Raw genomic sequence first — 13615 nt, 5'->3', positions numbered from 1 at the left:
CCGGTCAGGAGTCCACCAGCCTCTCGGGGGCGGCGTGCCGGGCGAGCCGGTCCAGCTCGCGCAGACGAGACGGTGTCCCGGTCGTCCGGTAGTGACTCCGCGCGGCCGCGCAGTGCTCGCGCACCCCGGCCGGGTCGCCGTCCGCCAGCGCGGCGCGGGCCAGCGTGGTCAGCGCGTCACCGGCCAGGATGCGGTAGTCGTGAAGCCCGGCGACCTCCAGCGCCCGTGTCGCGACGGCCCGGGCCTCGTCGGTCTCGCCGAGGGCCAGCAGGGTGTCGGCGAGCCCGACCGCGGCCTGTGCCTCGCTGTACAGGTAGCCGTTGCGGCGGCTCAGCTCCAGCGCCTCCCGGAACCGGGCCTGCGCCTCGGTGACCGCCCGCGCCCCGAGCAGCGCGCCGCCCAGCGTGTTGAGCACCCCGGCGGTGGCCTTCGGGTTGGCCAGCTGCCCGGCGATCCGCAGCGCCTCGACCGCCGCACCGACGCCGGCACTCCACTCGGAACGCTGCTGGTAGAGCTGGCTGAGCTCGTCCATACTCGCCATCTGGCCGTTCTGGTTGGCGGTCTCCTGGTAGTAGGTGAGCGCCTGGGTGAGACATTCGTGCGCCGCCTCGAACTCCTCCAGCTGCCGCAGCACCATGCCCAGGTTGGAGCGGTTCGCCGTCGCCGACGGGAGCCGGCCCTCGTCACTGTTGAGGGCCAGCGCCGCCCGGAAGTGCCGGACCGCCTCGTGCAGCCGCCCCTGCTCGGTGCACATCACCCCGAGATCGTTCAGCGTGACGGCCCGGATGTGGGTGAACTCCGGTCCGGCGCCCACCCGCAGGACGTGCTGATACAGGTCGTGAGCCTCGTCGGTCATGCCCAGCTCGGCATGCACGAGACCGAGATTGTGCAGCAGGTACGCCTCACCGATCAGCCAGCCGCCCTCCCGGGCCGCGGCCACCCCGTGCTCGTACGACCGCAGCGCGTCCCGATGTCGGCCGACCGACCAGTGCGCCTGCCCGACGGTCTGGTGCATCGCCGCCTGCGCCGTCGGGTCACCGGTGGTCTCCGCCGCGGTCAGCCCGGCCTGCCCGGTCGCCAGCCAGGACACCGCGTCGCGCCGTACGAAGAAGTAACTGCGCAGCTGATCGGCGAGCTGCCAGGCCCGTTCCGGGTGCCCGCCGAGTGCCGCCGTCTCGATCAGTGCCACCAGGTTGCCGATCTCCTCGTCCAGCCAGGCCGCGGCGGCACTGACGTCGGCGAAGTACATCTCGGCCGGATCGGCGTCGGTGGGCAGCCGGACCATCGCGGGATAGAACAGCCGTACCGCCGCCGCGGTCCGGGTGAGGTACCAGTCGGCGAGCCGGTACAGGGCCTCCGGTGCGCCGTCCGCGGGCTGGAGTTCGACCGCGTACTGACGCAGCAGGTCGTGATAGCGGTACCGGTCGGTGCCGGCCGCCTCGATCATGTTCGCCTCCACCAGGCGGTCCAGGGCCCGCCCGGTCACTTCGGCGTCCCACCCGGCCAGCGCGGCCGCGGCCGCCAGCGAGAACGACGTGCCGGGGAAGTGCGCCGCCACCCGGAACAGCCGCGCGGTGTCCGGCCGCAACTCCCGGTAGCTCAGCGCGAACGTGTCCTGCAGGGCCGCGTCGTCCTCCGAGGAGCCCGTCCCCGACATCAGCCGGAGCAGCTCGGCCGGGGTCCGCCGGGTGAGCCGGCTCATCACCATCCGCAGTGCCACCGGCAGCCGGCCGCACGCCTCGGCGAGCGTGGCGGCGGCCTGCCGGTCGGCGGTGCTCCAGGCGGTACGGGTCCGCCCGTGCAGCATCACGACGGCCTCCTCGCGGGACAGCACCGGTAGGTCGACGTGGGTGGCGCCGAACAGGTCGGGGCAGGCGTGCCGGCTGGTGATCAGGACCCCGCTGCTGCCGCCGCCGGGCAGCAGCGGCTGGATCTGCGCGCTGTTACGGGCGTTGTCCAGGATCACCAGCACCCGCCGCCCGGCCAGCACGCTGCGGTAGAGGGCACCGGCCTCGTCCGCCTCGATCGGGATCGCCCGTGCCGGGGTGCCGAGGCCGCGCAGCAGTCGCGACAGGACCGCGAGGGTGCTCACCGGCTCGTCGTCGGCGCCGCGCAGGTCCACGTACAGCTGCCCGTCCGGGAAGTCGTCGCGCAGCAACTCGGCGGCCCGCAGCGCCAGACTGGTCTTGCCGACGCCGGCCATCCCGGAGACCACACAGGTGACCTGCCGGCCCGGTTCGCCGCGGAACAGCCGCTGAATGGTGTTCAGCTGCTCGGCCCGCCCGGTGAAGTTCCCCGGCGCCGCCGGGGCCTGCCACGGTGTCGGCAGCCGTTCCGCCCGCGGGTTCACCGGGGCCTCCCAACGGCCGGCCAGCACCGCCTGACGTGCGGCGACCAGGTCCGCACCGGGGTCGATCGCCAGCTCCTCGGCCAGCCGGTACCGGATCTGGTCGTACGCCTCCAGCGCCGCCGCCTGCTGTCCGGCGGCGGCCAGAGTGATCACCAGCCGGGCGTGCAGAGGTTCGTGCCACAGGTGCCGGGCAGTCAGCCGCCGCAGCCGGGGCAGCGCCTCCGGCAGCCGTTGCACCACCAGGCCGAGACGGGCGAGCCGGATCGTCGTCTCGATCAGCTCCTCGGTCAGTGCGGTGACCAGGTGGTGTTCCCGCAACTCCGGGATGTCCTCGGCGGCCCACTCGCCACGCCACAGGTCCAGGGCCGCGATGAGCAGGTCGAAACCACGCTGGGGGTCGGACGCCGCCCAGCGCTCGCTCTCGGCCACGCGGGCCCGGTAGGTGAGGAGGTCCAGCCGCTCGGGAGGCAGCCAGAGCCGGTAGCCGCCCGGTGTCCAGGACAGCGGCGCCGCCGCGCCGTCGGCCGGGACCGGCTCCAGGATGCGGCGCAGGCGGCTCACGTACGTCTGGAGCACGTTCGCCGCGGACGCCGGGGCGCCGTCCGGCCACAGCACCTCGATCAGCTCCTCGCGGCTGACCGGATGGTGGGGTGTCATGGCCAGCCGGGCCAGGACCGCCCGGTGCTTGCCGAAGCCGATCGTGACCGGCCCGGCCGGGGTGGTCACGGTGAGGGGCCCGAGGACGGAGACGTGTACGGGTCCGGGCGGTACAGCGGGCCCGGTACGGGACGGGGCGGTCAGCCGCTGGAGTTGCTCGCGCTCGGCGGGGCTCAGTTCCAGCGCGTCGGCGAGTGCCTTGCCGGAGCGCAGCCGTGGGCGACTGCTGCGTTCCTGCTCCAGATCCCGCACCGCGCCCAGGCTGATTCCGGCACGAACAGCCAGCTCACGCTGGCTGAGGCCACGCTCCTGGCGCCACTTGCGGATCATCCGGCCAAGGCCGTCCACACCGTCCATCTCCTGCTTCCCCCCGGTTGCGTGATCATGCGGTGATGCAGCGTAAGGGTACGGGCCGAGTACGGGTTTCGACCCTCCAGCCACAGTGGAGTCATCGATCGCAGACTCTTCCTCAGCGGCCGGCGGACAGCCCGGCCGATGGGGGAGGACAGAGAGATGAACGTGCGATTGTTGCGTCGAGTGGCCCTGTCGCTGGCCGTTCCGATGGCGTTGCTCGCCGGGCCGCTGGCGGTGTCGTCCGCGGCGGCCGGGCCGGCCGCGCCCGGTGACCCGGAACTGCCGGTGTCGGCGTACTACACCGGCGCGGTGCCCGGCACGTCCGCCTCGGCCCTCGCCGCGGTCGGCACCACCCCGCTCCGGTGCGACGACAACGGGTCCGACCAGGACCTGACCCGGGACGAGGTGATCAGCCGGGCACGCAGCTGGCTGAGCGTCGGCGGTGTCCCGTACAGCCAGGAACGGTGCTACCGCAACGCCAACGGCGACTACCGCACCGACTGTTCCGGCTTCGTCGCGATGGCCTGGGGCCTGGGCGGGCGGGGCGACGAGTTCTGGACCGGCAACCTGGACAACAGGTCGTTCCCGATCGCACGGTCGTCGCTGCAGGCGGGTGACGCGCTGCTGCGCCACACCGGTGACCCGGACGAGAACCACGTGGCGCTGTTCGTCAAGTGGGCCGACGCCGACCACACCCGGCCGGTCGTCATCGAACAGACCGGCGGTGACATCGACTCCACCATCGAGCGCGCCTGGAGCAGCTCCTACGCGAGTTCCTACACGCCCGTCCGGTACGACAACATCATCAACGGCAACTTCGACAGCTTCGACGGTGACGCGCGGACCGACATGATCGTGCACGCCGGTACCGAGGTGTCGGTCCGCAAGGGCGGCTCCGGCGGTGGTTTCGGCGGCGGCACGGTGGCCACGACCGGGTGGGGCCGCTACCACGGTATGCAGGTACCCGACGGCCTGGGCCGGGTGTTCTTCGCGGACTTCAACGACGACCACTTCACCGACATGATCGTGCATCACGGCAGTGACGTGTCGGTGCGTTACAACAACGGCCAGGGCGCCTTCGACGGCGGCCGTACGGTGAGCACCGGCTGGGGCCGCTATCACGGTCTCCAGGTCTCCGGCGGTCTGGGCCGGCTGTACTTCGCGGACTTCACCGGTGACGGCCGCGCCGACATGATCGTGCACCACGGCAGTGACATCTCGGTGCGCCACAACGTCGGCGAGGCCTTCGACGGTGGCCACGCGGTCACCTCCGGCTGGGGCCGCTACCACGGTGTTCAGGTGCCCGACGGTCTGGGTCGGGTGTTCTTCGCCGACATCAACCGCGACGACAAGGCCGACATGGTCGTCCACGACGGCAGTGACGTCTCGGTGCGCTACAACACCAGCGGCGGCTTCGACGGCGGGCGGACCATCACCTCCGGCTGGGGCCGTTACCACGGTCTGGACGCTCCGAACGGGCTGGGTCGCCTGCACTTCGCCGACTACGACGGTGACCAGTTGGACGACATGATCGTGCACGACGGCAGTGCCGTGAGTGTGCGCCTCAACGTGGGTGGCGCGTTCGACAGCGGCCGCACCGTGACCTCGGGCTGGGGCCGGTTCCACGGCATCCAGATCGCCGACGGCCTGGGCCGCCTCTACTTCAGCTGACCGGCCGACACCGTCGATCGGCAACCGTCCGGGCCCGCTGAGCAACCCCCGCTCAGCGGGCCCGGTACCTCTACCACCCCTGGAGACGTCATGAGATTCAGCAATTCGATCAAGCGGGCGGTGACCGTGGTTCTGGCCGGCGGCATGCTGGTGACGCTGCCGTCGGTCGCGCGAGCCGAGGAACCGGCGGCCGGCACCCTGGCCATCACGCTCGCGGCCTGCGACCCCGACGGCACGACCGCCACCGACGCGGCCTCGGCCGCCCGGCTGAACGGCATGCTCAACGGCAAGGTCGCCGGTGACCTGGACGCCTACCGGGTGTCCTGTGCCCGCGAGGTCATCAGAGCGGTCCGTGAGCGGGGAATGCCCCGCCGGGCGGCTGTCATCGCGATCACCACCGTGATCGTCGAGACCGAGATACGGAACATCGTCGAGAAGCTCGACCACACCAGCGTCGGGTTGTTCCAGCAGCAGGACTGGTGGGGCACCGAGGCACAGCGGCTCGACCCGATCCGGGCCGCCAACGCATTCCTCAACGCCATGGAGCGCGAGTATCCGAACGATTCCTGGCAGAACGTGGCGATCGGCACGGTCTGTCAGGAGGTCCAGGAATCGGGTTTCGGCGACCGCTATGCGCCCCAGGTCTCCGACGCCGGCAAGATCGTGGACGAGCTGTGGGATCACGCCTTCGGCCGTACCTACGACAGTTTCAACGGGGACGCGCGAGCCGACATGATCGTGCACGCCGGTACCGAGGTGTCGGTCCGTAAGGGCGGCTCCGGCGGTGGGTTCGACGGTGGCGCGGTGGTGACCTCGGGCTGGGGTCGCTATCACGGTATGCAGGTGACCGACGGTCTGGGCCGGCTGCATTTCGCGGACTTCAACAACGACCACTTCACCGACATGATCGTGCACCACGGCAGTGACGTGTCGGTGCGTTACAACAACGGCAAGGGCGTCTTCGACGGCGGCCGTACGGTCAGCACCGGGTGGGGTCGTTATCACGGGCTGGACGTGGCGAACGGTCTCGGGCGCCTGCACTTCGCGGACTTCACCGGTGACGGCCGGGCCGACATGATCGTGCACCACGGCAGTGACGTGTCGGTGCGCCACAACGTCGGTGAGGGATTCGACGGTGGCCACGCGGTCACCTCGGGCTGGGGCCGCTACCACGGGGTTCAGGCCGCCAACGGTCTCGGCCGGCTGTTCTTCGCCGACCTCAACTCCGACGACAAGGCCGACATGGTCGTCCACGACGGCAGTGACGTGTCGGTGCGCTACAACACCAGCGGCGGCTTCGACGGCGGGCGGATCATCAGCTCGGGCTGGGGCCGTTACCACGGTCTGGACGCGCCGAACGGGCTGGGCCGGCTGCACTTCGCCGACTACGACGGTGACCAGTTGGACGACATGATCGTGCACGACGGCAGTGACGTGAGTGTGCGCCTCAACGTGGGTGGCGGGTTCGACGGTGGTCGCACGGTGACGTCGGGCTGGGGCCGGTTCCACGGCATGCAGATCACCGACGGCCTGGGCCGCCTCTACTTCTCCTGACCCGGACGGCCGGCTCTCACCGCGGTCCCACGGGCGTTGAGAGCCGGCCCTCTGAAAACCAATACATCGATAAGCATCAATTAATGAGGGAATGAACGTGTACATCTCCACGCGCGGGCGTGTTTCCGCATGGCTGGGCAGGCTGACCGCCATCGCGGCTTCGACGACGGTTCTGGTCGGCATCGCGGTGACCCAGCCGACGGCCGCGGCCGCCGCCGCCAATCCGAACCCGTCCCGCCAGACCGAGGCGTCCTGGTGGCTGATGGAGCAGCTCCTCGACCTGGAGCCGGGCACCCGCAACGGCGGCATCTACGCGAACAAGCCGGGCTATCACAACAGCCGCGCCGGGAACGACCCCGGCAACTACTCGGTGCGGGACACCGAGGACAAGGGCGGACCCTCGGACAAGGCGGCCGCGTACGACTGGACCTTCCCGGACGCACAGAGTGCCTCGGTGAACATCGCCGGTCTGGCCGCGTCCGACTACGCCGGCCCGGTGAACGCCGCCGACTTCCAGGCCGCGAGCGCCGACTACAGCACCATCGCCAAGTATTCGAAACGGCTTCTCGCCTCCGGCCAGGACTCCGCCGACGACCGGCTGGACGGCTGGAAGGAGTTCTTCGGCCAGGCCGACAACGACAACAATGTGGAGGGCTACGACTTCCGCGACGACCGCACCTCGACGTCCGACGACTCGCACCTGTGGCACATCCACCTCAGCGAGGACCGGAACAAGGTCGAGAGCTACGAGAACAAACAGGCTCTGCTCAGCGTGCTCCGCGGCGAGACCCTGGCGCAGTGGCGGGGCCGGAAGACCTTCGACAGTTTCAACGGTGACGCGCGGGCCGACATGATCGTGCACGCCGGTACCGAGGTGTCGGTCCGCAAGGGGGCCGGTGGCGGTGGGTTCGACGGTGGCGCGGTGGTGACCTCGGGCTGGGGCCGCTATCACGGTATGCAGGTGACCGACGGTCTGGGCCGGCTGCATTTCGCCGACTTCAACAACGACCACTACACCGACATGATCGTGCATCACGGCAGTGACGTGTCGGTGCGCTACAACAACGGCAACGGTGCGTTCGACGGCGGCCGTACGGTCACGTCGGGCTGGGGCCGCTATCACGGTCTGGACGTGCCGAACGGTCTCGGGCGGCTCTATTTCACCGACTTCAACGCCGACGGCCGGGCCGACATGATCGTGCATCACGGCAGTGACGTGTCGGTGCGCTACAACAACGGCGACGGTGCGTTCGACGATGGGCGTACGGTCACCTCGGGCTGGGGCCGCTACCACGGTCTCCAGGTGCCCGATGGCCTGGGCCGGTTGTTCTTCGCCGATGCCGACTCCGACGGCCGGGCCGACATGATCGTGCACCACGGCAGTGACATCTCGGTGCGCTACAACGTCGGCGAGGGCTTCGACGGCGGGCGTACGGTCACCTCCGGCTGGGGTCGCTACCACGGTCTGGACGCGCCGAACGGTCTCGGGCGTCTGCACTTCGCCGACTACGACGGTGACCAGCTCGACGACATGATCGTGCACGACGGCAGTGCCGTGAGTGTGCGCCTCAACGTGGGTGGCGGGTTCGACGGTGGTCGCACGGTGACGTCGGGCTGGGGCCGGTTCCACGGCATGCAGATCGCCGACGGGCTGGGCCGCCTCTACTTCGCCTGACCGGTGAGCGACGGGACGGCCCGGAACCGTGACGTCGACTATGGTGGCGCGAATGAAAATCCATCCCTATCTGGCTGGGCTGACCGCCCTGGCCTGCTTGGCCGGCTGTACCGCCGGTGAGCAGGCCGGGGCGCCCGCGGCTCAGCCACAGTCGCCGGCCACCGTGGTGACCGCGCCGGCTGAGCAGACGGCGGGGGACGTGGAGCTGGTCGCGGCGACCAGGTCCAGGTACGTGTTCCCGGTCAAGGCGAAGAACGTCTCGTACCACAAGACACACTCCGGCTACCCGGCGACCGATATCTTCGCCGCCTGCGGCAAGCCGTTCCTGGCCACCACCAGCGGGGTCGTGGTGGAGGTCAGTCGGGTCGACAAGTACAAGAAGGGCAAGCCGGCCGGGCCGAACAACGGTGGCAGGTTCGTCTCCATTCTGGGCGACGACGGCGTCCGCTACTACGGCTCGCACCTGAGCGTGGTCGGCGCGGGCATCAAGAAGGGTGTCCGCGTCAAGGCCGGCCAGCAGGTCGGCAAGGTGGGTAAGACCGGCAACTCCAGCGGTGTCTGCCACGTGCACTACGGCATCTCCCCGGCGTGCAAGAAGGCCGGCGACTGGAAGGTCCGCCGTGGCGTCGTGTGGCCCGCGTCCTACCTCACCTCGTGGCGCAAGGGCGGTCAGAAGAGCCCGGCCGCCGCGGTGAAGTCGTGGAACGCCAAGCACCGGTGCAAGGCCTGATCCGACCGTGATCCCGTGCGCCGGCGTCGACCGGCGCACGGGGCTCCGGCCGTACCCTCAGACGCCTTTGAACCGGGGTTCTCTCTTCTCGATGAACGCCCGCGGGCCCTCCTTGGCGTCGTCGGACGTGAAGACCCGCATGCCGATGCGGCTTTCGACGGCGAAGGCGTCGTTCTCGGCGAGCCCCTCGGTCTCGCGGATCGTGCGCAGGATGGCCTGGACGGCGAGAGGGCCGTTGCCGGCGATGGTGCCGGCGATCTCCAGCGCTTTCACGAGGGCCTGTCCGTCGGGGACGACGTGGCCGATGAGGCCTACCGCGAGAGCCTCCGCGGCCGTCAGATGGCGGCCGGTGAGCAGCAGTTCCGCGGCGATCGTGTAGGGCAGTTGGCGCGGCAGCCGGACCGCTGAGCCACCCAGCGGGAACAGGCCCCAGCGCGCCTCGGAGACGCCGAACCGGGCGCTCTCGCCGGCGATGCGCACGTCGGTGGCCTGGAGGATCTCGGTGCCACCGGCGACGGCCGGCCCCTCGACCGCGGCGATCAGCGGTTTCGTCAGACGGCGGCCCTTGAGCAGGGCGTCGATGCGGGACAGGTCGGTGCCGCCGTTGCGGAAACCGTCACCCGGATGATCGCCGGTCATGGCGCGCAGATCGGCGCCGGCACAGAAGGCGCCGCCGGCTCCGGTGAGGATCGCGACCCGGATGCCGGGGTCGGCGTCGACCCGGTCCCAGGCGTCGCGCATCACGGCCATCATCTCGGCGGAGAGGGCGTTGCGGACCCGGGGCCGGTTCATCGTGACGATCAGGATCGGTCCGCGCTGTTCGACGAGAGCGTCCACCCGGTTCTCCTTCTTCTGTACAGCCCTTGCCCCGGAACGATAACAGGTTCTACTTTGCGTTGATGGCGGCCAATATTGCGGACCTGTTCGAGCACGCGGTCGACGCCTTCGGCGATCGCGTCGCGGTGGCCTGCGGCGAGCGTGAGATCACCTACGCGGAGCTGGAGGAGACCGCCAACCGGCTGGCCCACTTCCTGCAAGATCGAGGAGTGGGCAAGGGCGCCCACGTCGGGCTGTACGCGGGTAACTCGATCGAGGCCGTGGTGGCCATGATCGCCGTCTACAAGCTCCGCGCCGTGGTCGTCAACGTCAACTATCGCTACGTCGAGAACGAGTTGCAGTATCTGTTCGATGATGCCGGCCTGGTCGCGCTGATCCACGACCGCGGATTCTCGTCGCGGGTGAAGGCGGTGGCCTCCGGCATGCGGGCCATCGTGGCGCTCCCGGACGGTACCGGAGCCGACTTCCCGGACGTCTCCTACGAGGCGGCGCTGGCCGCCGGATCGTCCGGGCGCGACTTCGGGCCCCGGTCCGGCGACGACGTCTACCTGCTCTACACCGGCGGCACCACCGGCTACCCGAAGGGTGTGATCTGGCGGCACGAGGACGTCTGGCGGGTCCTCGGCGGTGGCATCGACTTCATGTCCGGCATCCCGCTCGACGACGAGTGGGCCCAGAGCCGCCGCGGCCGGGAGATGCCGCCGATGACCCGGTTCTGCCTGGCCCCGCTCATCCACGGCAACGCCCAGTGGGCCGCCCTGGCCGCCCTCTTCGCCGGCGACACGGTCGTCTTCCTGCCGCACTTCGACGCCGGCGAGGTGTGGCGCACGGTCGAACGCCGCAAGGTCAACGTGGTCGTCCTGATCGGCGACGCGATGGCCCGGCCCATCATCGAGGCCTACCTGGCCGGCGACTACGACGGATCGTCGCTGGTGGCGATCTCGTCGAGTGCCGCGCTGTTCTCCCCGTCGGTGAAACGGCAGTACCTTCAGGCGCTGCCGGACGTGATGGTCACCGACGCGGTCGGATCGTCGGAGACCGGGTTCGCCGGCATCGGGATCGTCGCCGACGTCGACGGCGGCGCGGTCGACGGCCCCCGGGTGATGCCCGGCCCCGGCACCATCGTCATCGACGATCACGGTCGCCGCGCCGGGCCCGGCGTGATCGGCCGGCTGGCCCGCGGCGGGCACGTGCCCCTCGGTTACTACAAGGACCCGGTCAAGACGGCCGCCCTGCTCACCGAGGTCGACGGGGTCCGCTACGCGATACCCGGCGACCTGGCCCGGCTGGAGGACGACGGCACGATCACGCTGCTCGGCCGGGGCAACACGTGCATCAACACCGGCGGCGAGAAGGTCTTCCCCGAAGAGGTCGAAGGCGCCCTCAAGGCCCATCCCGACGTGTTCGACGCCCTCGTCATCGGTGCCGCCGACGACCGGCTCGGCCAGCGGGTCGTCGCCCTCGTCCAGCCGCGCCCCGAGGCGGCCCTCGACCTCGGGGAACTCGACACCCACGTACGCCAGCGGATCGCCGGTTACAAGGCGCCCCGCGGCGTCTGGCTCGTCGACCGGATCAGCCGGACCATCAGCGGCAAGGCCGACTACCGCTGGGCCCACTCCTATGTGAAGGAGCACGATGCGGACTGACCTCTGCGACGTCCTCGGAATCGAGCATCCGATCGTCGGGTTCAGCCCGTCCGAACACGTCGTGGCGGCGATCAGCCGGGCCGGCGGGCTCGGTGTGCTCGGCTGCGTGCGGTTCAACGACGCGACCGAACTGGACACCGTCCTGACCTGGCTCGACGAGGCCACCGGCGGCCGGCCGTACGGCGTCGACGTGGTCATGCCGGGTCACCAGCCCACCGAGGGTGCCGTCACCGACCTCACCCGGCTGATCCCGTCCGGGCACCGCGACTTCGTCGAACAGACCCTGCTCCGGCTCGGCGTGCCGCCGCTGGAGGCCGCGTCGAACCGGCCCGGTGTCCTCGGCTGGCTGCACTCGGTCGCCCGCAGCCACGTCGAGGTCGCCCTCCGGCACCCGGTCCGGCTGATCGCCAACGCGCTCGGCCCGCCACCGGCCGACGTGATCGCCCAGGCCCACGAGCGCGGTCTGCTCGTCGCCGCCCTCGCCGGGCGGGCCGACCACGCCCGCAGTCACGTCGCCGGTGGAGTCGACATCGTGGTCGCCCAGGGCTACGAGGCCGGCGGCCACACCGGGGAGATCGGCGGCCTGGTCCTCATCCCGGAGATCGTCGATGCCGTCGACGTACCGGTCCTGGCGGCCGGTGGCATCGGCAGCGGCCGGCAGATCGCCGCCGCCCTCGCCCTCGGCGCCCGCGGCGTCTGGATGGGGTCGGTGTGGCTCGGCACCAGCGAATACCGCAGCAGTCCCGGTCTGCGCGAGGCGCTCCTGCGGGCCACGTCCAGCGACACCGTCCGCAGCCGCATCTACTCCGGCAAACCGGCCCGCCTGCTGCGCAACCGCTGGACCGAGGCCTGGTCCGTCGAGGGCGCCCCGGCGGCGCTGCCGATGCCGTTGCAGAACCTGCTGGTCTCCGAAGCCCACGACCGCCTGATGGCCTCCGACGACCCGACGGTGGTCCCGATGCCGGTGGGTCAGATCGTCGGCCGGATGAACGAGGTCCGCCCGGTCGCCGAGGTCCTGTCCGATCTGGTCACCGAAGCTGACGAGACCCTGACCAGGATCCACAAGCTCCGGTAGTGACCCGCCGGATGCCCGAGGGTCAGGGCGTCCAGTTCGGATCGCGGCCGATGAAACCGATCAGGCGGGTCTGCGGGTCGGCGCCCGCGGGCACCGGGACCGCCGGACCGTACTGCCCGGAGGCCCGTAGCATCTCGTCCATCGGCTCCATGCCGGACACCAACGTCGCGCACATCTCGGTCTCGAGGGTCTCGTCCTGGCCGGTGGCCCGGGCCAGATCCCAGGTGTGCATGAACACGTCGGTGGTGTAGAACCGGTCGATCGCCTGGTCGAGCGGGATCTCTCCGAGGTGCGGGTTGCTGAGCGTGCGGCCGGCGGTGCCCGGATCGTCGAGCAGCGCCTGGACGGCGGTGACGTGCACCCGCCAGGCGCCGGCCGGGTCGGCGTCGGCACCGGGGCCGGCCGGCAGGGTCACTCCGGCCCCCGAGGACAGCAGGCCCGGCAGCCACTCGACCAGATGACGGACCACGTCCCGGGCGGCCCAGCCGGCGACCGGCGCGGGCGCGTCCCAGTCCTTGGTGCCCTCGACCCGGTCGGTGAACCCGGCGGCGATCTGACGGTGACGTTCGGCGGCGGACAGCTCGGTCAGCGACATCGGCGGCATCCTTCCCAGCGGCGGTCAGTTTCAACTAGCGAGTTTAAAGTAGCCCATCACCGGCGCCGCCACCACCGGCGCCACCCGGAAATCCGGGCCGGAACGAGAAAGAGCGTGTGATAGCCCGAACCGGACTGTCACACGCTCTCGCTTTTCCGCCGGCAGCGGAAAAAATTCCGCCGTCCGTGGAAGATCAGATCGTACGGATATTCTCCGCCTGCGGGCCCTTCGCGCCCTGCGAGACCTCGAATTCCACCCGCTGGTTTTCCTCCAGGGACCGGAATCCACTCGTCGCGATCGCGGAGAAGTGGGCGAACACGTCGGGTCCGCCGCCGTCCTGGGTGATGAAGCCGAAGCCCTTGTCGCTGTTGAACCACTTCACGACACCGGTGGCCATAAAAATTCTCCTTGCCGACCATGAGGAGCGCCACACCGTGCGGCACTCCGCGCCGCCGCATTGATGACCCCCCG

Annotated in this window: 9 protein-coding genes and 2 pseudogenes; 7 read left to right on the top strand and 4 right to left on the bottom strand. The window is 70.3% G+C overall.

Features of this window, described 5'->3' with window-relative positions:
* Window positions 1–4: 4 nt before the first annotated feature.
* A complete protein-coding gene (locus BC793_RS13285; protein ID WP_109592798.1) occupies window positions 5–3364 on the bottom strand; it encodes a tetratricopeptide repeat protein in 3360 nt (1119 codons plus the stop codon).
* 156 nt (window positions 3365–3520) lie between these two features.
* On the opposite strand from BC793_RS13285, the gene BC793_RS13280 reads away from it, so the two are divergent.
* The 5 genes and pseudogenes from BC793_RS13280 (at window position 3521) to BC793_RS13265 (ending at window position 8991) form a co-directional block, all read left to right on the top strand.
* Window positions 3521–5032, top strand: a complete 1512-nt coding sequence (locus BC793_RS13280; protein WP_146246251.1) for a C40 family peptidase — start codon at window positions 3521–3523, stop codon at window positions 5030–5032.
* 90 nt (window positions 5033–5122) lie between these two features.
* A complete protein-coding gene (locus BC793_RS13275) occupies window positions 5123–6586 on the top strand; it encodes an FG-GAP repeat domain-containing protein (protein WP_109592794.1) in 1464 nt (487 codons plus the stop codon).
* Between the two features lie 91 nt (window positions 6587–6677).
* Window positions 6678–7400 (top strand): annotated as a pseudogene (locus BC793_RS51250) (hypothetical protein); the annotation flags it as partial.
* Window positions 7401–7436: 36 nt separating this feature from the next.
* Window positions 7437–8261, top strand: a complete 825-nt coding sequence (locus tag BC793_RS51245) for an FG-GAP repeat domain-containing protein (protein WP_307784569.1) — start codon at window positions 7437–7439, stop codon at window positions 8259–8261.
* Between the two features lie 52 nt (window positions 8262–8313).
* Window positions 8314–8991, top strand: a complete 678-nt coding sequence (locus tag BC793_RS13265) for a M23 family metallopeptidase (protein ID WP_109592790.1) — start codon at window positions 8314–8316, stop codon at window positions 8989–8991.
* A 57-nt stretch (window positions 8992–9048) separates the two neighbouring features.
* Here the strand turns inward: BC793_RS13265 and BC793_RS13260 are convergent.
* Window positions 9049–9831: pseudogene (locus tag BC793_RS13260) on the bottom strand (crotonase/enoyl-CoA hydratase family protein); the annotation flags it as partial.
* A gap of 59 nt (window positions 9832–9890) precedes the next feature.
* Here BC793_RS13260 and BC793_RS13255 point away from each other — a divergent pair.
* Window positions 9891–11474, top strand: a complete 1584-nt coding sequence (locus BC793_RS13255) for an acyl-CoA synthetase (RefSeq protein WP_109592785.1) — start codon at window positions 9891–9893, stop codon at window positions 11472–11474.
* The gene (locus BC793_RS13250) at window positions 11464–12549 is read left to right on the top strand and encodes an NAD(P)H-dependent flavin oxidoreductase (protein ID WP_109592783.1); all 1086 of its coding nucleotides are present in this window, start codon (window positions 11464–11466) and stop codon (window positions 12547–12549) included. Before BC793_RS13255 ends, BC793_RS13250 begins: the two co-directional genes overlap by 11 nt.
* Window positions 12550–12571: 22 nt before the next feature.
* On the opposite strand, the gene BC793_RS13245 is transcribed toward BC793_RS13250, so the two are convergent.
* Together BC793_RS13245 and BC793_RS13240 are read right to left on the bottom strand one after the other, a co-directional pair.
* The gene (locus BC793_RS13245; protein WP_109592781.1) at window positions 12572–13144 is read right to left on the bottom strand and encodes a TIGR03086 family metal-binding protein; all 573 of its coding nucleotides are present in this window, start codon (window positions 13142–13144) and stop codon (window positions 12572–12574) included.
* Window positions 13145–13337: 193 nt separating this feature from the next.
* A complete protein-coding gene (locus tag BC793_RS13240; RefSeq protein WP_109592778.1) occupies window positions 13338–13541 on the bottom strand; it encodes a cold-shock protein in 204 nt (67 codons plus the stop codon).
* Window positions 13542–13615: the final 74 nt, after the last annotated feature.

It is taken from the genome of Actinoplanes xinjiangensis, from assembly GCF_003148685.1.
In the GTDB taxonomy this organism is placed as follows: domain Bacteria; phylum Actinomycetota; class Actinomycetes; order Mycobacteriales; family Micromonosporaceae; genus Actinoplanes; species Actinoplanes xinjiangensis.
This window is presented reverse-complemented; position numbering and strand designations above follow the sequence as displayed.

Coding starts and splice junctions, on each gene's coding strand:
- BC793_RS13285 (WP_109592798.1), bottom strand. CDS start 3,364: ATGGACGGTGTGGACGGCCTTGGCCGGATGATCCGCAAGTGGCGCCAG.
- BC793_RS13280 (WP_146246251.1), top strand. CDS start 3,521: ATGAACGTGCGATTGTTGCGTCGAGTGGCCCTGTCGCTGGCCGTTCCG.
- BC793_RS13275 (WP_109592794.1), top strand. CDS start 5,123: ATGAGATTCAGCAATTCGATCAAGCGGGCGGTGACCGTGGTTCTGGCC.
- BC793_RS51245 (WP_307784569.1), top strand. CDS start 7,437: ATGATCGTGCACGCCGGTACCGAGGTGTCGGTCCGCAAGGGGGCCGGT.
- BC793_RS13265 (WP_109592790.1), top strand. CDS start 8,314: ATGAAAATCCATCCCTATCTGGCTGGGCTGACCGCCCTGGCCTGCTTG.
- BC793_RS13255 (WP_109592785.1), top strand. CDS start 9,891: ATGGCGGCCAATATTGCGGACCTGTTCGAGCACGCGGTCGACGCCTTC.
- BC793_RS13250 (WP_109592783.1), top strand. CDS start 11,464: ATGCGGACTGACCTCTGCGACGTCCTCGGAATCGAGCATCCGATCGTC.
- BC793_RS13245 (WP_109592781.1), bottom strand. CDS start 13,144: ATGTCGCTGACCGAGCTGTCCGCCGCCGAACGTCACCGTCAGATCGCC.
- BC793_RS13240 (WP_109592778.1), bottom strand. CDS start 13,541: ATGGCCACCGGTGTCGTGAAGTGGTTCAACAGCGACAAGGGCTTCGGC.